Consider the following 22510-nt stretch of genomic DNA (forward strand, 5'->3'; position numbering starts at 1 on the left):
GTTGATTCTGCATACAACAGGCATACCCCTCAGTCGCCGCGCGGCGGAGGGGGGTGTACGGGGTCCTTTATTCTTCGAAGGGTGGAAGACCGGGTGTCGACGGGCTCGCCTGGATGTCCAGCTGCAGCGCACTGATCAACATCTGCGAGCCGAGGATCAGCGGGAGCGCTGCCAGCATGACGGTCGCGGCGGTGGCCACGACAGACGCCGCGACCTGGAAGCACACCCAGATGGCCACGCCGAGCCCCGCGACGAACAGGATCAGGCCGAGGAAGAGCAGCAGAGCGATCGGCGAGAACGACCACAGGACGTAGCGGTACCAGATGCGGCGCCAGAATCCTCGGGTGAGTAGGCTGAGCAGCTCTGGCACCACCTTCGACAGCCGGATGCTCGACACTTCTTCGCCGTAGACGGCGGGAATCGGGACGTCGGTCGCCGGAACCTGCAGGATGTTCAGGTGGATCAGCAGGTCGTTCTCGAAGCTGTACCTCTTCGAGACGTTGTCGAGCGGGACGCGCTTGAGGATCTCGGTGCGGACAGCCGTGTAGCCGTTCTGCGGGTCGAAGAGGTTCCAGTACCCCGAGGCGAGCTTCGTCATGAACGAGAGCACGATGTTTCCGAACACCCGATGGCCGGGCATGCCGTGGAACGACTCCGGCGAGAAGAACCGGTTGGCTTTGGCGAACCCATAGCCTCCCGAAGTGACGGCGTCGAGAAGGGGCGGAAGATAGTCGGGATCCATCTGGGCGTCACCCGCCATGATGACGTTCACGTCTGCGCCCAGTTCCATCGCGAGGCGGTGGCCGGTGATGATGGCCCCTCCGACGCCCTGGTTGACCTCGTGTCGCACCAGGGAGACGCGAGGGTCGCCGACACTGCGCACCACATCGCTCGTCGCATCCGGGCTGTGATCGTCGACGATCACGATGTGGTCGACGATCGACGGCATCGTCGCGATGACGGTGGCGATCATCGCCTCTTCCTTGTAGGCGGGGACCACTGCGGCGATGCGAGCACCGTTGTACACGCTCAGTTCCTTTCGGCCGGCCCGGTCGCCGGGCTCGGTTCGTTCTTCTGGGGGTCGGCGAAGACCCAATACCGGTAAGCGAAGTAGTTCCAGGTCGTCGTCACGATGGTGGCGACGACCTTGCCGCCCGCCCAGCCGACGACCGACGAGTTGATGAGCGAGACGATGACGATCGTCGCGAGCGTGTTGAAGGCTACCAGGAGCGTGTAGCGCAGGACCGCGCGGCCATGTGGCGCGGAAGAGCCGAACGAGAAGACGCGCTGGATCGTGTAGGTGAAGGCGAAACTGAGGAGGAACGACACGCCGCTCGCTAGCCACACCGGCCACAGTAGGACGTCGTGCAGCAGGGCGAGCAGACCGAAGTCGACGAGGAAGCTCAGCCCTCCGGCGACGAGATAGCGTACCCCGGAGTGCGCGAACACGCGCTTGAACAGCGGCTGATGCGCGGGCGACGACTCTGAGGACGGTGCGGTGTCAGTCATGGCTCGTGACCACCTCGCGCGTATCGGTGGGCTGCCCGTCCAGGCGTGTCCCGTTCTCTGCACGGCGGTGTGCAAGCCAGAACGCGCCGAACATCGCGCCTGCGAAGGCGAGCGACCCCACGACCCACACGGCCATCGGGGAGACGGGCCCTCCCCACCACCAGCGCACGCCGTGCCCGAGGTCGAAGTCGGAGATACCGGCGCCGGAGACGTAGCGGTGGATGCTCGCGTGGAGCGCGAAAGCGCCGGCGAGCGACAGCGCGAGCGCTGCGACGCCCCGCTGCAGTCGGGTGAAGCTGATGCCCCGACCGCCGATGACCTCGACCATGGCCACGCCGGCGAACAGGAGGAGCAGCGGGAGGATGTAGCGCGGCTGAACCTCCTGCCCGACCGTGGCCTTGCTCTTGAGAAGGATGTAGGCCGGCACCGCGAACATCACGACGAGGGCGAATCCGAGAGCGATCAGCTTGCGCAGGGAACGGGAACGCAAGCCCGTGAAGGTCACCGCGCCGAACACCGCGACCGACGCGACCGAGACGACGGCAGGCATCGGAATGTCGAGCCAGCCGATGGGCCAGGTGCCCAGGCTGCCCGCCCAGAGCTGGGGGAGCTCCTCGAAGTAATTCCACACGTACTGCGCCGTGGTGAGAGGCGTCGAGGCGTCGTGGCTGCCCGTCAGCCCACCTGTGCCGACGGACTGGTTGGCGCCGAAGTAGAAGAGGACCGCAACGAGCACCAGCCCGAGTGGCAGGATCGCCTTCAGCAGGAACCGGCGCGTGCGCTGAACGGCGAGGATGCCGGCCACCACGATGCCCAGCACCGTGTACACCGCCGAATCCGCACGAGCGCCGGCGCCCATCACAGCGAAGACCACCGCAAGCGCTCCCAGCCCGATCGCCCGTCGGCCGCTGCTCTCGAACCAGCCGAGTACGGCGAGCCAGAGCGACCCGCCTGCGATGATCGCCCATGAGCTCGGATTGTTGGACGACAGGAGCGAGACGCCCAGCGGCACGATGCCGATCGCCCACGCCCAGAGCAGCGTCCGTCTCCGGGAGGGGGTGAGCAGCCAGTAGAGCAGCGATGTGAGCCCCACGAAGAGGACGGCGTTGACGAGCCGCATCGCCAGAGCGGAGACCGCGTACTGCGGGCTGGCGAACACGCCCATCACGGCGTAGTACACCGGCGGGTATGTTCCCCCGAAGTTGCCGCGAGCTGTCGGGATGAGGTCTCGTGCCGACTGGCTGGGATCGACGTCGCACTTGGCCAGCTGGCTGGGGAACAGATCGGTGCACAGCACCTGGGCGACACCTTTCGGGATCGCACGCTCCTCCGGATGACCGGGGACCTGCTCGCAGAGACCGGGCCGGTCGCCCAGCGCGCACCAGGTGCTGGCCAGGTGGAAGTCGTCATCGGGGCTGGAGCCGATCGGAGTGGCGACCGCCCACATGACCAGTGCGATCAGTGCGAAGACGGGGGTCGCGATGAGAAGGGTCCATCGATACCGATCCGATCGATCCGTCCGCGAGCTTTGCACTGGGAAAGCTTACCTGGCCACCGGTGCGCGAAACGGCGGACGATGCGCGAAGCTAGACGGTGAACATGCACGCGCTCGACCGCCGGGCCGTGCTCGACGACGCCTACCGCCGGGCCACTTGCCCGCTGAAAGCTGGAACGCCGCATGCCCGCTCGCCGCTCGCTGTTGATCCTCTCGTTCTCGAACATCCGCTCGGATCCGCGCGTCCTCAAGCAGGTCCAGCTGTTCCGGGACCGCTACGACGTGACGACGTGCGGCTTCGGCGACGCGCCGGAGGGCGTCGTCGAGCACATCGAGGTGGCGCCGGATGCGCGCACCTGGGTCGACGACAAGGTCGCGATCGCCCTGCGGCGGTACGAGCGGGCGTATTGGGGCACCGCGGCGGTCGCCGACGCGCGACCCAAGCTGGAGGGCCGCCGGTTCGACGGCATCCTCGCCAACGACCTCACCGCCGTTCCGTTGGCTCTCGCGCTGGAGCCCAGGTTCGGGGTGCACGGCGACCTTCACGAGTTCGCGCCGAAGGAGAAGGACGACGACCTCCGGTGGCGGCTCGCCGTCGCGCCGTATATGCGCTGGCTCTGCCGCAACTATCTTCCGAAGCTTGTGTCCGTGACCACGGTCGCACGCGGCATCGCCGACCGGTACGAGGCGGATTACGGTGTCAAGGTCGGAGTGGTCACAAATGCTGCTCCGTACGCCGAGCGCGAGCCGAGGCCGGTGCACACGCCGATCCGTCTCATCCATTCCGCGGCCGGTCAGCGCTACCGGAAGCTGGAGAACTTCATCGAGTTGATGAAGGATGCACCCGCCGACGTGACCCTCGACATGATCGTGATGCCGAACGAGCCGGACTACGTGGCCGAGCTGAGGGCGATGGGGGAGGGAGTGCCCGGCCTGACCTTCCGCGATCCCGTCCCCTACGACCGGCTCGTGGAGACGCTGGCCGAATACGACGTCTCGATGACGTTCCTCCCGCCCACCAACTTCAATCTCGCGCACGCCCTCCCGAACAAGTTCTTCGAAGCCGTGCAGGCGCGGCTCGCGCTGATCATCGGCCCATCACCCGAGATGGTGACGATCCTGGAGGAGTACGGGCTGGGTGCGGTGGTCCCGGACTTCTCGGTCGAGTCCCTGCGCGCACTGATCGCGCGCATCACCCCCGAGCAGGTCGCGGCCTGGAAGGCCGCCTCCCATGTCGCCGCCCGCCCCCTCTCCGCGGAGTCGCAGCAGCAGCAGTGGGCGGACGCCATCGCCGCGATGCTCCACGTGGGCGCAGAGGATCCGCTCGCCTGAGTCAGCGGCGGATGTCGAGGCCGTCCGCCAGCCGGGCTGCCGATCCGGGACCCGAATGCAGCGCCGCGACGAAGTCGACTCCGCGCCGCGCGTGTGCGGCGTACGCTTCACGATCGTCGAGGACCCCGCGGAGGACTTGGGCTATCTCGCCCGCCCGCGCCTGCACGATCGGCAACTCTCCGGCGCCGGAACGCGAAACGGCCTCACGCACACCATCGTCGACGTCGCCGATCACCACTCTGCCGGCGGCCATGGCTTCGCACGCCGCCACGCCGTAGCTTCCGAGGGCGAACTGGTCCAGAACGATGTCCGCGTCCGCGATCATCGCGGGCAGGCTGCTGGGAGGGACGCCCTCGATCCTCCGGTAGGCGATCAGCCCGTCCGCTTCGAGAGCCCGAACCGCCGGCTCGATGAGCTCCGTGCCCTTGACCGAGGACCGGCTCGGCACATGGACCACGAGCGGCGTGGGACGGATGAGCGGCCGGGAGTCGGTGGCCCACACCGCAGGGTCGACGGCGACCGGGCACCATGCAGCCCACGGCACATCGGCGAGAAGGTCCGGGGTGGAGACGAAGACGGGTCCGTCGAAGCTCTCCAGGTCGCTCAGCAGCCGACTCACTCGGCGCTCCGTTCCCGCAAACCTCTCGGCATCCTGGAACGGGGAGTGCGCATGAGTCGCGCGGTGCCTGCTCGGCAGCCGCGCATCCGTGCCATGCAGCATGATTGCGGTCCGGACACCCTCGCTGCGCAGCTCCGAGAGCTCGTCGAACGGATCGGAGGCGACGCGCTCGCCGAGGAGCGATCGGCCGCTCTCCGCGACCACGTGAGTGAACCGCCGAAGATAGAGCCGCTGCTCCGCCCTCCACTCATCGGAACCGCGATAGACGCGGAGCGGGATGGAGATGTCGGAGGGGAAGTTGAGTGCGGAGCGCGGAGCGACGACCGCCGCATTGACCGCAGCCACGTCCGGCACGTCGGCGCGGAGCGCGCGCGCCCAAAGATGCGCCTGGCCGGCGTAATTCAGCGGACCGAAGTACACCCGGGTCGAGGCGGTGAACTCGGGGTTGGGGTCCGCCTCGCCGGCGTCGGCCCCCAAGGCCTTGTAGAGCAGCCGACCCGCGACGGAGCCCGGTCGCTCGAGCGCGTGCTCCCCGATGCCGGTGAGCCACGGGGGCAGCTCGCTCCGGCGACCCGCCAGCCGGCTGGTCATCCGACTCAGCAAGGACGACGCCATACGACGAATCTAACGGGTCGGGTCGGCCGCGGCGTCATCGCATCAGCCAGGAGGCGGCCATGAACCGCAGCGGACCGTCGGGCAGGAGCAGTCCGCGAGGGTCGGAGGTCAGCACCGTCGACGGATGACCGTAGCGTTGACGCGCCCGGACGAGGCGGCCGACGGTCTCGACGGCTGCCCCGGGGTCGAGGAGGACGTCCACGGTCCTCCGATCGGCGATCGACAGCGAGCGCTCGAACACGGGCGCGGCGGTACGCATGCGCCGGACGAGGTCCGCGAGGATCACCTGATCGGACGCCGCGAAATCCGGGGAGTCGATCCGTGCCAGGGCGGCCGGGAAGACGTGGACGCGCAACAGCTTCACGACGATCGCCCTCCGGGCGGCCGGCGGCAACGCGGTGAACCAGGCGCTTTCGAGCAACGGCGATGCGAATGCGAACTGCACGTCGAGTGGCTGAGGACTCGTGCTGACCCTGGTCATGGCGTCTGCACCCACGATGTAGCGCGGCGCGCCTTTCGCGTAGCTGACCCTGCCGCCCTCGAACCACAACCGGGCCGAGAACGCCTGATCCTCACCCGTCGCGAGGCCCGGCGTGAAACGCAGCGAGAGCCGTTCGATCGCGGAGCGCGCGATCAGTCCCAGCGGTGCAGTGCGGTACGCCAGCCGGTCCTTGATCGGATCACGCCTCCCGCGATGGAACGGCCGCACCGGCGGAGTACGAACCACCCCGCCGTTCGCGTGTGCCTCGGGAGCGATGACGGCATCGGCTCCGTCGCGCTCGGCGCGGGCGAGCCAGTGAGCCAGGGCGCCGTCCTCCAGATGGTCGTCGGAGCCCAGGATGGAGACGTAGCGCGCCGCGGCGGCGTCGATGCCGGCGTTGAACGGACCCGCCGGGCTGCGGATTCCGTCGGCCAGGGTGATCACTCGGAGACCGTCCGAGCGGTACGGCTCCAATCGCCGGTCGAAGGCATCGGCGGCGACGTTGTGGCACACGACGGTGATCCGCAGTTCGGTGCCCGGGCGGAGCCCCGAACGGGTGAGAGACGCGACCGCCCGGTCCACAGGGCGGGACGGGTCGTGGACGGCGACGATCGCATCGACGAGCAGGGACATGCCGGCTACTCGATCATGCCGGCCAGCGCGGCCTGCTCGGCGAACGCAGGGACGCTCTTGACGAGTTCGTCGAACGTGCCACTCGCCCGGATGCGCCCGTCCGCCATGAAGTAGATGCGGTCGGCGTGGCGGATGGTCGACAGCCGGTGAGCGACGAGGATGACCGTCACCTTGCCGTGCAGCTCGCGGATCGATTTGGCGACGGCGGCCTCTGTGGCCGTGTCGAGCGCGCTGGTCGCCTCGTCCATGACGAGCACATACGGTTCGACGTAGAGGGCTCTCGCGATGCCGAGACGCTGCCGCTGACCGCCGGAGAGGGCGAGGCCGCGCTCGCCGATCAGGCCCTCGAGGCCGCCCTCGCGGCCTGCGATCACATCCCACAGCTGGGCGTGCTCGAGTGCGGCGCGGGCGCGCACCGGGTCGACGTCGTCCGACCAGGTCAGCGCGACGTTCTGCCCGACGGTGCCGTCGAACAGCGAAACATCCTGCGGCACGTAGCCGACGCGGGAGTGCCACGCCGACGACACGTGACGCAGGGGAGTGCCGTCGATCGAGATGGAACCCGAGGTGGGCTCGACCAGGCCGAGGATCAGGTCGACCAGGGTCGACTTGCCGGCTCCGGACGACCCGACGAAGGCGACCGTCGCACCGAACGGGATCGAGAGCGAGATCTCACGCAGCGCGTCCGGCCCGCCGGGCGAGTAGGCGAAGGACACGTTCTCGAGATCGAGTGTGGTCGGATGCTCGGGCAGGTGACCGGAGTCCATCCCGCTCCGGGATCGCTCGTTCTGGCGCTCCATGAGCTTGATGTCGGCGATCACGTTCTGGGCGTGCGGCAGGTTCGCCGTCGTCGTCCCGATGACAGCCTGGAACCGCGTGATCGAGGGCGCCATCCGGAAGCCGGCGAGACTGAAGATCGAGACGGCGGTGACGGCAGCGGTCAAACTACCGCCGACGAAGAATCCGACGGCGCCGACGAGGACGATCCCACCGATGACCGCTGATTCGAGGATGTATCGCGGCACGAGGCTCAAGAATTGGATGTTGGCACGCGCCTGCGACGTCCGCACCCGGTTCGCGTGCACGACGGCGGCGACTTCCGCCGACTTGTTCCGCAGGGTCACCTCTTTGAGCGCGCCGATCATCTCGGTGAGCAGCCGGGAGACACGGTAGGAGTAGTCGCGGTTGACACGCCCGGCGACCTGGGAGCGCCGTGACACCCAGAAGTAGAGTGCGAGTCCCACGAGGCCCAGGTAGACCACTGTCGTCGCGGCGATCGCAGGCTGGGCGACCACGAGCACGAGGAATACCACGATGAAGGTGGTCGCCTCACCGACGAGCGACGCAGCGGGGAGCAAAACACCGGCGATCGTGTTGGCGATGCCCCAGTCGGCGAGCCGCACGACATCCGCGGAGTTGCGCTTGAGCCTCTCCACCCACGGAGAGGCCATGTAGGCGGTGAGCAGCCGGTCGCCGATGCCGAGCTCGAACGAGGCGAACCGCCGCGTTGCGAGGTACTGGATGAGCGAGGCGAGGATTCCTTTGACGATCACGAGGACGCACACCAGGACGAGGATCCAGACCAGGCCGGTGGTGTCGATCGTCCCGACCACGGGAAGGGTGAGCGAACTGCCGGACAGCAGCGGGGAGATCACCACGCTGAGGAGCCCGAGCGAGACGGCGTCCAGAACGGCGAGGAGTCCGACGAACCACGAATAGAACCTGAGGTATCGCTGGCCGGCGGCCGGCAGCAGCGGCACCAGCTCGCGGAGGGTTCTCGCGAGCGCTTTCACAGCTCGGGCCGGCCCCACCGCTGAGCAGTGGACGGAGGCAGGAACAGGATCATCACGGCTCGTCTCTGCACCCGTCGACTGCCGGGTGTCCCGGCCATTTTACAGAAGGCGTCCCGAGTGTCGGCCGTGCGCGACCGCTCGCCGGCCCGAGCGAGGCGCGAGCGCATAGGGTTGAGTGGTGCGTGTATTGAGTGTCGTGGGCGCCCGTCCACAGTTCGTCAAGCTGGCTCCGATCGCTTCCGCCATGGCGGACAGGGCGGAACACATCGTGGTCCACACCGGGCAGCACTACGACGAGCTGATGTCCGATGTCTTCTTCCGCGACCTGGGGATCCCCGCGCCGGACGTCAATCTCGCGATCGGCTCCGGCTCGCACGGCGAGCAGACAGGAGCGATGCTCGCGGCGCTCGAACCGGTGATTCAGCGGTACTCGCCGGACTGGGTGCTGGTCTATGGCGACACCAATTCGACGCTCGCCGCCGCTGTGGCGTCGGTGAAGCTCCACGTGCCGCTCGCTCACCTGGAAGCCGGCTTGCGGTCCTTCAACCGGAGGATGCCCGAGGAGCACAACCGGGTGCTGACCGACCACGCCGCCGACCTGCTCCTCGCTCCCACCGCTGTCGCGATGGGCCACCTGGCCGACGAAGGGCTGGCGGATCGCAGCGTGCTCGTCGGCGACGTGATGACCGACGTGCTGTACGCCGTCCGCGACCAGGTGCTAGCGGGTGGGGGTGCCGCGCAGGCCGGCGACTACTACGTCGCGACGATCCACCGGCCCGACAACACGGACGACCCCGGACGACTCGCCACGATCGTCGACGCTCTCGCCGGTCTCGACCGTCCCGTCCGCCTCCTCGCTCATCCACGGCTGGTGGCAGCCGCGTCCGCCTCCGGGGTGGAGTTGCAGCGCGGGGCCATCGAGCTGGAGGCCCCGTTGGCGTATCCAGAGCTCGTCGCCGCGGTGATGGGCAGCCGAGGAGTCGTGACGGACTCCGGCGGCCTGCAGAAGGAGGCGTTCCTGCTGAGGGTGCCCACGACGACGGTTCGACCGGAGACCGAATGGGTGGAGACGGTCGACCTGGGCTGGAACGTGCTGGTCGGGTCCGCTCTGCAGACCCTGCCAGAGGCGGTGCAGCGTCCCTGGCCGGCCGAAACCGACGCCTCGCCGTACGGGGACGGCCACGCCGCCGAGCGGGTGGTCGACGTCCTCGTGGAGCGGCACGGCCGCCTCTCGTAGGCCGTCCGCTGCGTCGGTCGCCTGTCGCGCACGTCACGTAAGCTGCTTCGTGGCGTGGCTTCCCCGCCGCGGCAGGAAGAGGAGTCGGGATGGAATCTGAACCGGGCACGGGCGGCACGCCGGTGTCGCATGCATGGCTGTCGATCCCCGCATTCGAGAACCCTCTTCACGTCGGTCAGCCCAACATCGGCGATCGTGCCGTTTTCGACTCGTACGTCGACCAGATGTTCGAGCGTCGCTGGCTCTCCAACGACGGCCCGCTGGTGAAGGAGTTCGAGGAGCGGATCGCGGAGCGTGCCGGCGTGAAGCACTGCGTGGCCGTGAGCAACGGCACGGCCGGCCTCGACATCGCGATCCGGGCCCTCGGCCTCTCCGGGGAAGTGATCGTGCCCTCGTACACCTTCGTGGCGACGGCCCACGCGCTTCACTGGCAGGGCATCACGCCGGTGTTCGCCGACATCGACCCCCGCACCCACAACCTCGATCCGGAATCCGTGCGAGCAGCCATCACGCCTCGCACCACCGGTATCCTCGCCGTCCATCTGTGGGGGAGGCCCGCCCCGGTGGCCGAGCTCCAGCGGATCGCCGACGAGCACGGACTTCAGCTCCTCTTCGATGCCGCTCACGCCTTCGCGGTCTCCGCGTCGGGCACGCCGATCGGGGGTTTCGGCCGCGCTGAGGTCTTCAGCTTCCATGCGACCAAGTTCTTCAACACCTTCGAAGGCGGCGCGATCGTCACCGACGACGACGAGGTGGCAGAACAGGCGCGGTTGATGCGGAACTTCGGGTTCGCCGGGGCCGACAACGTCATCTCCGCCGGTTCGAACGCGAAGATGACCGAGGTCGCCGCTGCGATGGGTCTCACCAATCTGCGGTCGATAGACGCGGTCATCGACACGAACCGCCGCAATTACCACGCCTACCAGCGCTTCCTCGCGGGGATTCCGGGGGTCCGGTTGACGACCTTCGACGAAGCGGAGTCGAACAACTTCCAGTACATCACCATCGAGGTCGACGACGCGGCGTCGACGTCGCGAGACGACATCGTGGCCGCCTTGACCTCCAAGAACGTCCTCGCCCGCAAGTACTTCTGGCCCGGCATCCACCGGATGGAGCCGTATCGCACGATCGACCCGGATGCGGGCGCAGCACTGCCGAGCACTGAGCTCGTCGCGGGAAGACTGATCGTGCTGCCGACGGGCAGCGCCGTCGACGAGTCGGCCGTCCAGAGGATCGCCGACATGATCCGGGTCCTCGTGGTGGGCGATGAGCTCGAAGGCTGAACTCGGCTTCTCCACCCTGTACGTGTTCGGCGCCGGGGGACACGGCCAGGAGATCGCCTGGGTGGCGAGGAGCGCCTGGCGCGAGGTCCCCGAGATCCGGTTCGTCGTCGACGACGTCCGGTACCGGTCGAGCACGTTCGTCGACGGCCACAGCGTCCAGCTGCTCGACGAAGTGGAGTTCGGTGCGGACTCGCGCTTCGTCGTAGGAGTCGGCGACAGTGCCGCGCGCCGGCGCATCGCCGGCGACCTGGAAGCCCGAGGAGCGACGCCGGCGACCGTCGTCCACTCCAGCGTCCAGCGTTCGGATTCCGCTGTCATCGCGCCCGGCGCCGTCGTCTTCCCCGGTTCGGTCCTCACCACGAATGTCGTGATCGGCAGGCACGCCCATATCAACGCGGGCTGCACGATCTCCCACGACTCCGTCGTCGGTGACTTCTCGACCGTCTCTCCGGCCGTCCACGTCGCTGGCCGCGTTCAGATCGGGGCCGGAGTCTTCATCGGAATCGGTGCGAACATCATCAACGGCCTGCCGGGAAGCCCCCTCGTGGTGGGCGATGACGCGGTGATCGCCGCCGGAGCCTGCGTCATCGCTTCGGTGGACGATGGATCACTCATGGCAGGCGTGCCTGCGGTACGGAAGCGCTAGCGTGAGCCGCGCTGCCGACATCCGCGTGCTTCACATCGGACCGGACTCGCAGTTCCTCCAGTTCGCTGCGCGGACGTTCGAATCGGTCGCCCCTGGTTCGAACGACTACATCGTCGTGAATCGCTCCGGCGATCGGACGCTCCAGTACCCTCCACCCGGGGGAGAGGTCGTCGTCGCCGCCAATTCCATGCAGGGCGTGCTCCGTCTGCTCCGGCATCGCCCCGAGGCCGACGTCATCATCGCCCATTCGATGACGCCGCATGCTGCCGCCGTGTTCTCCCGCGCCACTCCCCGGTCGGTGACGGTCTGGAGCGGGTGGGGATACGACTACTACGGCTCGGACGCGGGTGGCGACCGCGACCTGTTCGGACCGCTCACCCGGAAACTGGTGGACGACCTCCACAGTGCGAGCTCTCAGCGGCCGCCCCTGCTCCGCCGGGCTCTCGCGCCCTGGCACGCCTTCACTCGCAGCCTGGTCCACCGAGCCGCCGGCCGGGCCGACTTCTTCTCGGCCCCGGTCCCCACGGACGAACCGGTCTTCCGGTCGAGATATCCGGAGTTCCACGGCGCCTTCACGCAGCTGAGCTACGCCAGCCTCGAAGAAACGTTCACCGCGACGACGACACAGGATGCCGGCCGGCCGGGAATCCTCGTCGGGAATTCGGCCACACCGTCCAACAACCATCTCGAGGCGTTCGAGCTGCTCGCCCAGCACGACCTCGGTCCGACACGGGTCGTCGTTCCGCTCAGCTATGGCGATCCGTCGTACCGCGACGCCGTCGTCGCGCACGGTGCTCGACTTCTGGGAGACGCCTTCGTGCCGCTCGTCGAGCGGCTCCCGCTGGAGGAGTACAACGCACTCGTCGGCGGGTGCGGCGTCGTGATCGTCAACACCCGGCGACAGCAAGCGCTCGGCAACATCGGCATGGCACTTCAGTCGGGCGCTCAGGTGATCCTCGACGAGGTGAACCCGGTGTACGCCTTCCTCCGCCGGGAGGACGTGGCGGTGTGCTCCACCTCCGAGCTGCGCGACGCATCCTCTTTGGCCCGACCGCTCGGTCCGGATGCGGTCGCACGGAACCGGGACTTCGTGAAGCGCTTCTGGGGGGAGGGCCAGGTCAAGGCCAACGCCACAGCACTCCTGACGACGGCTAGGCAGCTGCTGGAGACCCGCGGAACCACCGCGCGCCGACGCTGACCGGGAGCGGCCCGCTCAGTCCGGAACGCGGAGGAAGCGCCGCGCCGCCCGCCGACCGGCTGCCGCGAGGGAGGCGTTCTCTCTCGCCCAGCCGGCCCGTTCGCTGCGCAGCCGGCCGGTCTCCCCATCGAGCTCGGCTTCGGCCGCGGCGATCATCGCGGCGGCTACGGCATGCGGGGTGAAGTCGCAGCTCCAGCCGAGCGCATTGTCGTCGACCAGCGCCGCTCCGACGCCTGTCCCGGCGAAGACGACGGGAGTGCCGCACGCTGCGGCGGCGTAGGTCTTCGTCGGTCTCGCGAAGTCGTAGCCGATGCCTGGCCTGATACTGGCCAGGGCGGCCGTCGCCCCGCGGATCCACGTGGCCGTCTCGGCAGCCGGGATGACCCCGCCCAGGTGGACGTAGTTGGCGATGTTCAGCGCCTCGGAGGTCTCCCGGATCCGCGACTCGTCGACTCCCTGCCCGAAGAACCGGATCGAGGCATCCGGGAACCGGTCGCGGACGATCGCCAGAGCCTCCACGAACACGGCCGGCGCCTGCCACTCGGACATCGATCCGGTGTAGACGTAGGTGGGATGCGAGGACACGGGTGTGGGCCCGTCAGGTGTGAAGACGTCCGTGTCCACACCGTTTCCTACGCTCACCACCGTGGAGCCCGGCGCTCCGAAGGCGATCACCTTCTCGGTCACTTCCTCCGAGACGGACACGACGGTCTCGGCATGCCGGAGAACGAAGCCTTCCACCGCCCGCATGAGGCGGACGAGGGCGCGCGGGGCACCCAGAGCGACGAGCCCGTCCGACCAGATGTCCGCAGCGTAGTACGCGTACGGTCGCCTCCGGAGCATGCTCGTCATCGCGACGACGATCCCGGTCGTAGGAGGGGGCTCCGAGACGACCAGATCGCCGCGGGCGATCAGCAGGCGGAAGAACAACGGCACGTCGAAGCTGAGGTATTGGACGTACCCGCGCACATTCCCGCCCGCGTCGCGCAGGACGGGGAAGCGGGCGACCTCGATACCGTCGTCGGGCTCCATCGGGGCCGTGCGGCGCGGGGGCGCCGTCGTGACCACGCGTACGCGCGCGCCCTCGGCGACCAGTCCTCGGGCGAGCGCCCGCAGTCGGAACGCCGCCGCTCCCACCTCAGGCGGGTAGAGCCGGGAGGCGACGATGACACGCCTCGGCGTGCGCCGGCTCACCCGGAGACGAGAACGGTCGATGCATCCTGCGCGGACCGGAGGACGGCCTCGGCGACCTTGACGTTCGCCAGGCCCTCTCGCATGGTGACGACGTTGCTGGCCTTGCCGAGGATCGCGTCGCGGAACGCCTCGTGCTCCAGGCGAAGCGGCTCCCGCTTGGTGAGCGCGTAGCGGACGACGGTGCCCTCGCTGACTCCGCGGAACGCCATGACCGACTCCCACTCCGTGGTCGTCGTGCCGTTCTCGTAGAAGGTGAGGTCGCCGCTGATCGTATCGGCCACGAAGGCGCCGCGATCGCCGGTGACGACGGTCACGCGCTCCTTCATCGGAGAGAGCCAGTTGACGAGGTGGTTGGTGATGACGCCGTTCTGGAGAAGTCCGGTGAAGGACACCATGTCTTCGAATTCGCGTCCGCTCCGCAGCGCGACGTGGGCCGCGACGGACCCGTACTCGCTCTGAGCGAGCCACGCGGTGAGGTCGATGTCGTGGGTCGCGAGGTCTTTCACGACGCCGACGTCGGCGATCCTGGCGGGGAACGGTCCCTGCCGTCGCGTCGCGATCTGGTACACCTCGCCGAGATCGCCGGCCTCGATCCGCTGGCGCAGGCTCTGGAGCGCCGGATTGAAGCGCTCGATGTGCCCGACGGCGCCGACCAGTCCTCGTTTCTCGAAGATGTCGACGAGGCGCTCACCGGCGGCGATGTCGCCAGCGATCGGCTTCTCGACGAGCGCGTGGACGCCTGCGTCCGCGAGCGCGGTGGCCACAGTTTCGTGGTGCACCGTGGGCACGGCCACGACCGCGGCGTCGATCCGCGCCGCGATCAGTTCGTCGACGCTCGCCAGCAGGGGGAGCTCGCCGGAAACGTTGTGCGGGTCGCCGGCGGGGTCGGCGACGGCAGCCAGGGTGACTCCTTCGACCTCCCGGATGACGCGTGCGTGGTGCCGCCCCATCATCCCCAAGCCGATGAGGCCGATGCGGATGTCGGCCATCAGGCACCTGCTCCGGCGAGGGCGTTCACGGCCGCGACGATGCGATCGAGGTCCGCGGAGGAGAGCGACGGGTGCACCGGGATCGACAGGACTTCCCGTGCGGCGCGCTCGGTCTCGGGCAGATCTTCCGTGCGTGCGAACGACGGAAGGCGGTGATTGGGAATCGGGTAGTAGACGCCGCTGCCGATCCCGTACTCCTCCCGCAGCGCGGCGGCGAAACCGTCGCGGTCCTCCGGGACACGGATCGTGTACTGGTGGTAGACGTGCGTGGCCTTCTCGGTGACGACCGGTGTGCCCACCCCGCGCAGGTGCGCGTCGAAGAAGGCCGCGTTCGTGCGGCGCTGCTCTGTCCAGCCCCACACCTTGGTGAGCTGCACGCGCCCGATGGCAGCATGGAGGTTGGTCATGCGGGCGTTGAAGCCGACGATCTCGTTCTCGTACTGCTTCTCCATGCCCTGATTGCGGAGGAGTCGGAGGCGGCGTGCGACGTCGCCGTCGCCCGTGGTGACGATGCCGCCCTCACCGGAGGTCATGTTCTTCGTGGGGTAGAGGCTGAACATCCCGAAAGTGCCGAAAGATCCCACCGGCCGGCCGTCGAACTGCGCGCCGTGCGCCTGCGCGGCGTCCTCGAACAGCTTCAGCCCTCGACGGGAGGTGAGGTCCTCGAATCCGGCCATGTCGGCGGGCTGACCGTACAGGTGCACCGGCATGACGCCGACGGTGCGCTCCGTGAGGACGGCCTCCACCGCTCGGGGATCGAGGTTGTAGGTCACCGGGTCGATGTCTGCGAACACGGGCGTCGCGCCCGTCAGGGCGACCGAGTTGGCTGTGGCCGCGAAGGTGAACGAGGGGACGACGACCTCGTCGCCCGGCCCGACGCCGGCGGCGAGAAGGCCGAGGTGCAGACCCGCTGTGCCGGAGTTCACCGCGACGGCGTGCCGCCCGTCGACCAGTCCGGCGGAGAACTCACGCTCGAAGGCGGCGACCTCCTCGCCTTGCGCGAGCATCCCCGACGCCAGGACCGCGTCGACGGCCGCGCGTTCCTCGTCTCCGATGATCGGCTTGGCCGCCGGGATGAAAGCTCGGGCTTCAGTCATTCGTTCACCTCAGTAAGTCCGTGGTCCGTTTCTACGTAGCGGTCTCCTGTGCTCGGGCAGACCCATTCGTCGCCGTGCTGCTCGAGCGGCACCCCGGCTTTGCCGACCCAGCGGATGCGCCGCGCCGGCACCCCTGCCACGAGGGCGAAGTCGGGCACGTCCTTCGTGACGACGGCGCCGGCGGCAACCGTGGCCCACCGTCCGATCGTCGCCGGGGCCACGCACACCGCTCGTGCGCCGATGGACGCGCCGTCCCCGATCACCACGCCTACCGGTGTCCAGTCGTGCGCGTCCTTGAGCTCACCGTCGGGAGTGACGGCACGAGGATAGGTATCGTTCGTGAGCACCACGGCCGGGCCGATGAAGACGCCGTGGCCGAGACGCGCGGGCTCGTAGACGAGCGCGTAGTTCTGCACCTTGCAGTTGTCGCCCATCTGGACGCCCGTACCGATGTACGCTCCCCGGCCGACGATGCAGTTCTCCCCGATGACCGCGGACTCGCGGACCTGGGCGAGATGCCAGATCTTCGACCCTTCGCCGATCGACGCATCGGGTGAGACATCGGCCCCTGGTGCAACGAATGCCAACGCCGTTCGTCCTTTCAGAGTGGGAGGCGCCCGCTCCAGAAGGCGAGCAGCGCGCATCGAAACTATCACGAGGTACGCGGACGGTCCCTGGACTCCGTGGCGCGCCCAGGTCCTCCACACGCCGGCGGGCTACTATGGAGCAGCAATTCCGTAACGAGTCGACCAGGAGACGACCCATTTCAGCTGTCGAGAGCATGACCTGGCTCGTGATCCCGCTCTTCAACGAGGCGCCGGTGATTCGCGGCGTCGTCGAGGGCGCGCGTTCGGTGTTCCCGAAGGTCGTCTGCGTCGATGACGGCTCGTCCGACGCGTCGGCGGCGGAGGCCAGAGCTGCGGGCGCCGTCGTCGTTCAGCATCCGATCAACCTCGGACAGGGCGCCTCGTTGCGCACAGGTCTGGACTGGGCGCTGGGTGACCCCGAGGCGGAGTTCTTCGTCACGTTCGATGCGGACGGCCAGCATGACGTCGGCGACGCGCGGAAGATGGTCGAGCTGCTCGCCTCGCAGCCGCTCGACGTCGTCATCGGCTCGCGGTTCCTCGACGCTCGCACCAAGGTCTCGCCGATCAAGAAGGCGGTCCTGAAGACGGCGGTGGCGTTCCAGCGGCGCAGCACGGGGCTGCACCTGACCGACGCGCACAACGGATTGCGCGCCTTCAACCGCCGAGCAGCCTCCTCGATCGCGATCACGCAGAACCGGATGGCGCACGCCTCGGAGATCGTGTCGGAGATCTCGCGGAATCAGTTGCGCTGGGCCGAAGCGCCCGTTCACGTCGTCTACACCGCGTACTCCCGCGCGAAAGGGCAGTCGGTCTGGAATTCCGTCAACATCCTCAGCGATCTGTTCGTGAAATAGGAGGTGCACCATGGACGCCGGACAAACCGTGATCAAGGGCATCCTCATCGTCGTGCTCGCCGCGTTCGCTGTGTTCCTGATGCTGCCCGGCCGTGGGCAGCGTCACGTCGCGATCCGCCGCCTGGTGATGGTGGTTCTCCTGATCCTCGTGGTGCTGGCAGTGATCTTCCCGTCGGCTGTGACCGCGGTCGCGCACGCTGTCGGGGTCGGGAGAGGAACGGATCTTCTCCTCTACGGACTCATCGTGGTGTTCGCTGGCAACTCGATCCTCATGCAGCGGCGCCACCGCACCACCGAGCGCGAGATCACCATCCTCGCCAGGCAGCTGGCGATCCTGCAGGCGCCGAGCCCCGCCGACCGGGAGGTGGCCGATCCGGCCGCTGCGGCGGAGCCGGAGGAGCACGCAGAAGACGTTCACCTGGGCGAGCCCGTCGACAACGAGGCCCGGCGCAACGGCGTCTTCTAGACTGGACCACATGCGGATACTGGTCACCGGCGGCGCCGGCTACATCGGCGCGCATGTCGTCCGGCTGCTGCTCGGGCGCGGCGACGATGTGGTGGTCGCCGACGACCTCGTCTTCGGTGACGCCGACCGCATCCCTGGGATCCGGGTTCTGCGAGTCGACCTCGCATCGGTGGACGCTGTAGCTCCGCTCGCGACCTGTCTTCGCGAGGAACGCATCGACGCCGTTCTCCATTTCGCCGCCCGCAAGCAGGTCGCGGAATCGGTGGAGCGTCCGGCGTGGTACTTCCAGCAGAACATCGGTGGCCTCGCCAACCTACTGATGGCGATGGAGGAGGCCGGTGTTACCCGGCTGGTGTTCTCCTCGTCGGCGGCGGTGTACGGATCGGTCAGCGGGGCCACGATCTCCGAGGACGCCGTGACGCAGCCTGTCAATCCGTACGGCCGCACCAAGCTGGTCGGTGAGCAGCTCGTCCGCGACGCCGGGCGCTCCTTCGGCGTCTCGGCGGTGAGTCTCCGCTACTTCAACGTCGCGGGCAGCGCCACACCCGACCTGGCCGACCGCGCGACGACGAACCTCGTCCCCATGGTTTTTCAGCGGATCGACGCGGGACTTCCTCCACAGATCTTCGGCGATGACTTCGATACGCCGGACGGCACCTGCGTCCGCGATTTCGTCCACGTGCTCGACGTCGCCCAGGCGCACCTCGTCGCCGTCGACAGCACCGAGGCCGGTCGCGGAGACCACGACGTGTTCAACGTCGGCACGGGCGAGGGGACGAGCGTCCGCCGGATGATCGAGAAGATCGTCGAGGTCGCCGGCTCCTCCCTCGTCCCCGAGGTCGTCGAGCGCCGTGCCGGGGATGCGGGCGTCGTGGTCGCGTCGGCCGGGAAGATCAGGGAGCGGCTGGGCTGGCGGGCGACGTACGGGCTCGACGAGATCGTCGGTTCGGCGTGGGAAGCCCACACCGCGGGTCGTGCGGTTCCCGGGATCGCCTCCAGCAGATGACGGCCGGCCTCCAGGTGAGCGTGGCGCTCTGCACGTACAACGGCGCCCGGTTCGTGCGGGCGCAGATCGAGAGCATCCTCCGCCAGGTCCCGCGCCCGGCGCAGCTGATCGTTTCGGATGACGGGTCCACGGACGGCACGCTGGCAATCGTTCAAGAGCTGGCCGGGTCCTCCCTCGCCGACGGAGTCGACGTCGTCGTCCTCACCGGCGACGAACCTTTCGGGGTCACGCGCAACTTCCAGAGGGCCGTGTCCGCTGCCGATGGGGCACTGATCGCGCTGAGCGACCAGGACGATGTGTGGCACGAAGGCCGCCTGCAGCGCATCGTCGCCCGCTTCGCGTCAGACGATGCGCTGCTCTTGGTGCACACCGACGCGGACCTGGTGGACGCAGCAGGCGTGCCGCTGGGCCGGACCTTGTTCGAATCGCTGGAGATCGCGCCCGAGGAGCTCGGCGCTGAACTCGCCGGCCGGGCCTTCGACACGTTCATCCGCCGCAACCTGGCGACCGGAGCCACCGTGGTGTTCCGCCGCCGTCTGCTCGAGTCGACGCTGCCGTTCGCGGACGGCTGGGTGCACGACGAGTGGCTGGCCGTCGTCGCGGCAGCGGTCGGTCGTGTCGAGGTGCTGCCAGAATCGACCATCGATTACCGCCAGCACGACGCCAACCAGATCGGCGTGGCAGCACCAACGCTGGCGCGCAAGGTGAGGCGTGTCCTCGAGCCTCGGGGTGGCAGGAACGCCGTGCTCGCCGCGCGCTTCGCAGCCCTGGCCGACCGGCTGGCCACCCTCGGCGATCGGGTTCCGCCGGCGCTGTTGGAGACGGCGCGCGAGAAGGCCCGGTTCGAGGCCGAGCGTGCCGGCCTTCCCGCCAATCGGCTGCGGCGACCGGCCGGGGTGCTCCGTATCGCCGCCGGCGGACGCTATTCGCGTTACGCCAGCAGGGGGAGGGCGGACATCGTCCGCGACCTCCTGCAGCCGGCCTGAGTCAGCCGAAGATGCCCCATCCGGTCCCTGCGACGATGCTGGGCCCGTACCCTGGTGCCTTTACCGGCTTGTCGGGGTAGTAGAGGAGCGCGCCCCCTGGAGTGATGCCCAGGAGGTCGCCCGATCGACCGGAGGAACGGTCGCCAGTTCCGGTGGCCGTGGTGAACGTGCCCCATCCGGACCCGACCTGCACACCCGCTCGGAACCCGGGAGTCCCTGTCGAGGTCTTGCCCAGGCCGGCGTAGAACCAGAGCGTGCCGTCCCCCCTCTTGGCCACGAGATCGGTCTTGCCGTCGCCGTTCGAGTCCCCGGAGGTCACGAATCCGGTGAAGCCGGACCAGCCGACTCCGGCCAGCGCACCCGGGCCCGACCATCCGGATCCGTTCGATCGGGGGATCCCGGGGTAGAACCACAAGGAGCCGTCGGTCCGCGTCGCCAGGAGGTCGCGTTTCCCGTCGCCGTCGAAATCGCCCGCGATGATCTTGTCGAACACCGTCCATCCGGTCCCGATGAGGCGCCCAGCCTCGTACGTCGGCTGGCCGGAGGCCACCGTGCCGGTCGACAGGTAGAGCCACAGGGTCCCGTCCGAGCGGACGGCGACCAGGTCACCAGTCCCGTTGCCGTCCACATCCCCGGCATCGATGACACGCACGAACGAGGACCATCCCCATCCGATGAGGGTTCCACTGAGGTAGCTGTTGTTCACCCCACCGGATGACCCCTTGCCGCGATAGCTCCACAGGGTCCCGTCACCGCGGATCGTGACGATGTCCGGGTCGGCGTCTCCGTTCAGATCTCCGGCACCGATAACCGTCGAGAAGGACTGCCATCCGGCGCCGACGGTCTGGGGAGCGCCGTATCCGGGGAGGGATGCGATCGTTCCCGCGTGGAAGTACAGCGCACCGGAGGCCGTTCGGGTGAGGAGGTCGGGCGAGCCGTCGCCGTCGGCGTCGCCGGCCGTGATGAGCAGGTCGCTCGGGCTGAGACCGGCGACGCTCACCGTGACGCCGGCCGCGTACCCGGTGGACGATCCGCGGTACAGCCACAGCGAACCGTCGGGTCGCAAGGCGACCAGATCCGCCCAGCCATCGTGATCGAGGTCGCCCGCTCCGACGACCTGCGTGAACACGTTCCAGGACAGCCCGACCTTCACACCGTTCAGGAAGCCGACATCGCTTCCTGAGACCTGCCCCGTGCCCGAGTAGCGCCACAGGGAGCCGTCCGGCCGTCGGGCGAGCAGGTCGGCCTTGTGGTCTCCGTTCACGTCTCCCGACGCGATGATGTCGGTGTACGCGTCCCAGCCGTAGCCGAGTGTGACGGCCGGCGCGAGCCCGCTGTGACCGGAATCGATGATGCCAGTGCCCGCGAAGAGGACGAGGGCGCCGTCGGTCCGTCGGGCGAGCACGTCGGCCTTACCATCTCCGGTGATGTCCCCGGGGATGAGGATCTGGTTGTAGATGCCCATTCCGGAGGCGATCTTCTTGGCGGCGAGGTAACCCGCGCCATTCGGGGTCTTCCCGATCCCTGCGTAGAACCAGAGCGAACCATCCGGCTTGCGCGCGAGGAGGTCCGGCTTGCCGTCCCCGTTCAGGTCCCCTCCGCCCACCACCGGCTGCGGCATGGTGCGGCCGGTCGTGGCCAGCAGCTGCAGCGCGGCCGTCCCGCCGTTGAAGACATCCTGGTCGCCGGGGAAGATGCCGGCATTGGACCACTGCCACATCGTGTAGGCACCCCACCCGGCGGGCAACGTCCCCGCGCCGGAGGCGACGTTGCTCGGGTAGCGCGCGATGAACAGCGGGTTGGTACCGAAGGCCGCGCTGTTGCCGGTGCACGCCACCCACCAGTTGGTGTTGGTGTAGATGGCGGGATAGCGCCCTGTCCGGTTGTACACGGTGTTGGAGAAGTCCGCGATCCACGACACCATCTGGGCTGCGCTCAACCCGTAGCAGGTGGCGCCGTACGGGTTGAACTCGATGTCGAGGAGCGGCGGGAGGGTTCGTCCGTCTTGGGTCCAGCCGCCGCCGTTGTCCACGAAGTAGTTCGCCTGCGCGGCGCCAGAACTCTCGTTGGGGATGGCGAAGTGGTACGCGCCTCGGGTAAGCCCGGCGGCGTATGAGCCGTTGTACTGGCTGGCGAACTGGCTGCTGCGGTAGTCGGTGCTCTCCGTGGCCTTGACGTACGCGAACTTCGCGCCGTTCGCAGCGACCTGGGACCAGTTGATGTTCGTCTGCCAGCCGCTCACATCGAGGCCGGGCAGCCCGGGCGGAGCGACGTTGGGCGAAGCCACCAAGGAGCGGGGCGAGGCGGTGGCAGGAGCCTGTGCGCTGGCGGGATCGAACGCACGGATGGTGGAGCCCATGGCGTGGTTTCCTGCGCGGTTCTGGGTGGCGAGATCCGGATCGTCGCCTGTGACGGGCGACGGGGACGCGGATGAGGCGCTCGGCGATGGCGACGGCGTGGGTGCGACGGTGGAGCCGGATGAGGGAGATG

Annotated in this window: 20 protein-coding genes; 9 read left to right on the plus strand and 11 right to left on the minus strand. The window is 68.4% G+C overall.

All coding sequences use genetic code 11. The features are described 5' to 3' along the window. Nucleotides 1-67: 67 nt before the first annotated feature. Genes AB7E03_RS18075 through AB7E03_RS18085 form a run of 3 tightly spaced genes read right to left on the minus strand, consistent with a single transcriptional unit; the run spans nt 68 to nt 3043 of the window. The gene (locus tag AB7E03_RS18075) at nt 68-1027 is read right to left on the minus strand and encodes a glycosyltransferase family 2 protein (RefSeq protein WP_489942692.1); all 960 of its coding nucleotides are present in this window, start codon (nt 1025-1027) and stop codon (nt 68-70) included. A 2-nt stretch (nt 1028-1029) separates the two neighbouring features. Next, entirely contained in the window at nt 1030-1509 is a 480-nt protein-coding gene (locus AB7E03_RS18080) for a GtrA family protein (RefSeq protein ID WP_441783841.1), read from the minus strand. Continuing rightward, nucleotides 1502-3043: a DUF2142 domain-containing protein gene (locus tag AB7E03_RS18085; RefSeq protein WP_489942693.1), complete on the minus strand. Its 1542-nt coding sequence runs from the start codon at nt 3041-3043 to the stop codon at nt 1502-1504. The genes AB7E03_RS18080 and AB7E03_RS18085 overlap by 8 nt, the downstream gene beginning before the upstream one ends. A 144-nt stretch (nt 3044-3187) precedes the next feature. Here AB7E03_RS18085 and AB7E03_RS18090 point away from each other — a divergent pair, with 144 nt between their 5' ends. Then, complete coding sequence (locus AB7E03_RS18090) at nt 3188-4336, plus strand: glycosyltransferase family protein (RefSeq protein WP_489942694.1); 1149 nt, start codon at nt 3188-3190, stop codon at nt 4334-4336. A gap of 1 nt (nt 4337) precedes the next feature. Here AB7E03_RS18090 and AB7E03_RS18095 read toward each other — a convergent pair whose 3' ends face one another. The 3 genes from AB7E03_RS18095 to AB7E03_RS18105 are packed head-to-tail and all read right to left on the minus strand — an operon-like array spanning nt 4338 to nt 8444. Next, nucleotides 4338-5570, minus strand: a complete 1233-nt coding sequence (locus tag AB7E03_RS18095; protein WP_489942695.1) for a glycosyltransferase family protein — start codon at nt 5568-5570, stop codon at nt 4338-4340. Between the two features lie 34 nt (nt 5571-5604). Continuing rightward, nucleotides 5605-6684, minus strand: a complete 1080-nt coding sequence (locus tag AB7E03_RS18100; protein WP_489942696.1) for a glycosyltransferase — start codon at nt 6682-6684, stop codon at nt 5605-5607. 5 nt (nt 6685-6689) lie between these two features. Then, nucleotides 6690-8444: an ABC transporter ATP-binding protein gene (locus AB7E03_RS18105; protein ID WP_489942697.1), complete on the minus strand. Its 1755-nt coding sequence runs from the start codon at nt 8442-8444 to the stop codon at nt 6690-6692. A 211-nt stretch (nt 8445-8655) separates the two neighbouring features. On the opposite strand from AB7E03_RS18105, the gene wecB reads away from it, so the two are divergent. The 4 genes from wecB (at nt 8656) to AB7E03_RS18125 (ending at nt 12841) form a co-directional block, all read left to right on the plus strand. After that, the gene (gene wecB, locus AB7E03_RS18110) at nt 8656-9714 is read left to right on the plus strand and encodes a non-hydrolyzing UDP-N-acetylglucosamine 2-epimerase (protein ID WP_489942698.1); all 1059 of its coding nucleotides are present in this window, start codon (nt 8656-8658) and stop codon (nt 9712-9714) included. Between the two features lie 89 nt (nt 9715-9803). After that, on the plus strand, nt 9804-10997 hold the full coding sequence (locus AB7E03_RS18115) for a DegT/DnrJ/EryC1/StrS family aminotransferase (RefSeq protein ID WP_489942699.1): 1194 nt from the start codon (nt 9804-9806) through the stop codon (nt 10995-10997). Next, nucleotides 10981-11643: an acetyltransferase gene (locus tag AB7E03_RS18120; protein ID WP_489942700.1), complete on the plus strand. Its 663-nt coding sequence runs from the start codon at nt 10981-10983 to the stop codon at nt 11641-11643. Before AB7E03_RS18115 ends, AB7E03_RS18120 begins: the two co-directional genes overlap by 17 nt. Before the next feature lies 1 nt (nt 11644). Next, on the plus strand, nt 11645-12841 hold the full coding sequence (locus tag AB7E03_RS18125) for a TDP-N-acetylfucosamine:lipid II N-acetylfucosaminyltransferase family protein (protein WP_489942701.1): 1197 nt from the start codon (nt 11645-11647) through the stop codon (nt 12839-12841). A 15-nt stretch (nt 12842-12856) separates the two neighbouring features. Here the strand turns inward: AB7E03_RS18125 and AB7E03_RS18130 are convergent, their stop codons facing one another. The 4 genes from AB7E03_RS18130 to AB7E03_RS18145 are packed head-to-tail and all read right to left on the minus strand — an operon-like array spanning nt 12857 to nt 16708. After that, entirely contained in the window at nt 12857-14035 is a 1179-nt protein-coding gene (locus tag AB7E03_RS18130) for a glycosyltransferase family 4 protein (RefSeq protein ID WP_489942702.1), read from the minus strand. Further along, nucleotides 14032-15024 carry a Gfo/Idh/MocA family oxidoreductase gene (locus AB7E03_RS18135; RefSeq protein WP_489942703.1) on the minus strand — a complete coding sequence of 331 codons (993 nt, stop codon included), beginning with the start codon at nt 15022-15024 and terminating at the stop codon, nt 14032-14034. Before AB7E03_RS18135 ends, AB7E03_RS18130 begins: the two co-directional genes overlap by 4 nt. Then, a complete protein-coding gene (locus AB7E03_RS18140; RefSeq protein ID WP_489942704.1) occupies nt 15024-16121 on the minus strand; it encodes a DegT/DnrJ/EryC1/StrS family aminotransferase in 1098 nt (365 codons plus the stop codon). The genes AB7E03_RS18135 and AB7E03_RS18140 overlap by 1 nt, the downstream gene beginning before the upstream one ends. Then, nucleotides 16118-16708 (minus strand): acyltransferase, encoded by a 591-nt coding sequence (locus AB7E03_RS18145; protein ID WP_441783854.1) that lies wholly within the window; start codon nt 16706-16708, stop codon nt 16118-16120. The genes AB7E03_RS18140 and AB7E03_RS18145 overlap by 4 nt, the downstream gene beginning before the upstream one ends. A 194-nt stretch (nt 16709-16902) precedes the next feature. Here AB7E03_RS18145 and AB7E03_RS18150 point away from each other — a divergent pair, with 194 nt between their 5' ends. The 4 genes from AB7E03_RS18150 to AB7E03_RS18165 are packed head-to-tail and all read left to right on the plus strand — an operon-like array spanning nt 16903 to nt 20020. Then, nucleotides 16903-17562 (plus strand): glycosyltransferase family 2 protein, encoded by a 660-nt coding sequence (locus AB7E03_RS18150; protein ID WP_441783855.1) that lies wholly within the window; start codon nt 16903-16905, stop codon nt 17560-17562. 10 nt (nt 17563-17572) lie between these two features. Further along, complete coding sequence (locus AB7E03_RS18155) at nt 17573-18028, plus strand: DUF2304 domain-containing protein (RefSeq protein ID WP_489942705.1); 456 nt, start codon at nt 17573-17575, stop codon at nt 18026-18028. Nucleotides 18029-18038: 10 nt separating this feature from the next. Beyond that, on the plus strand, nt 18039-19034 hold the full coding sequence (gene galE / locus AB7E03_RS18160; protein WP_489942706.1) for a UDP-glucose 4-epimerase GalE: 996 nt from the start codon (nt 18039-18041) through the stop codon (nt 19032-19034). Next, nucleotides 19031-20020: a glycosyltransferase family 2 protein gene (locus tag AB7E03_RS18165; RefSeq protein WP_489942707.1), complete on the plus strand. Its 990-nt coding sequence runs from the start codon at nt 19031-19033 to the stop codon at nt 20018-20020. The genes galE and AB7E03_RS18165 overlap by 4 nt, the downstream gene beginning before the upstream one ends. A 1-nt stretch (nt 20021) precedes the next feature. Here AB7E03_RS18165 and AB7E03_RS18170 read toward each other — a convergent pair whose 3' ends face one another. Further along, nucleotides 20022-22379, minus strand: coding sequence for a GH25 family lysozyme (locus tag AB7E03_RS18170; RefSeq protein WP_489942708.1), 2358 nt, complete (start codon nt 22377-22379; stop codon nt 20022-20024). Nucleotides 22380-22510 lie beyond the last annotated feature (131 nt).

The organism is Leifsonia sp. RCC_180 (assembly GCF_058138205.1).

Excerpts from the sequence above, each read along its gene's own strand:
- AB7E03_RS18115 (WP_489942699.1), top strand. The coding sequence starts at position 9,804 with ATGGAATCTGAACCGGGCACGGGCGGCACGCCGGTGTCGCATGCATGG.
- galE (WP_489942706.1), top strand. The coding sequence starts at position 18,039 with ATGCGGATACTGGTCACCGGCGGCGCCGGCTACATCGGCGCGCATGTC.
- AB7E03_RS18150 (WP_441783855.1), top strand. The coding sequence starts at position 16,903 with ATGACCTGGCTCGTGATCCCGCTCTTCAACGAGGCGCCGGTGATTCGC.
- AB7E03_RS18165 (WP_489942707.1), top strand. The coding sequence starts at position 19,031 with ATGACGGCCGGCCTCCAGGTGAGCGTGGCGCTCTGCACGTACAACGGC.
- AB7E03_RS18080 (WP_441783841.1), bottom strand. The coding sequence starts at position 1,509 with ATGACTGACACCGCACCGTCCTCAGAGTCGTCGCCCGCGCATCAGCCG.
- AB7E03_RS18135 (WP_489942703.1), bottom strand. The coding sequence starts at position 15,024 with ATGGCCGACATCCGCATCGGCCTCATCGGCTTGGGGATGATGGGGCGG.
- AB7E03_RS18170 (WP_489942708.1), bottom strand. The coding sequence starts at position 22,379 with ATGGGCTCCACCATCCGTGCGTTCGATCCCGCCAGCGCACAGGCTCCT.
- AB7E03_RS18090 (WP_489942694.1), top strand. The coding sequence starts at position 3,188 with ATGCCCGCTCGCCGCTCGCTGTTGATCCTCTCGTTCTCGAACATCCGC.
- AB7E03_RS18140 (WP_489942704.1), bottom strand. The coding sequence starts at position 16,121 with ATGACTGAAGCCCGAGCTTTCATCCCGGCGGCCAAGCCGATCATCGGA.
- AB7E03_RS18120 (WP_489942700.1), top strand. The coding sequence starts at position 10,981 with ATGAGCTCGAAGGCTGAACTCGGCTTCTCCACCCTGTACGTGTTCGGC.
- AB7E03_RS18095 (WP_489942695.1), bottom strand. The coding sequence starts at position 5,570 with ATGGCGTCGTCCTTGCTGAGTCGGATGACCAGCCGGCTGGCGGGTCGC.
- AB7E03_RS18100 (WP_489942696.1), bottom strand. The coding sequence starts at position 6,684 with ATGTCCCTGCTCGTCGATGCGATCGTCGCCGTCCACGACCCGTCCCGC.
- AB7E03_RS18155 (WP_489942705.1), top strand. The coding sequence starts at position 17,573 with ATGGACGCCGGACAAACCGTGATCAAGGGCATCCTCATCGTCGTGCTC.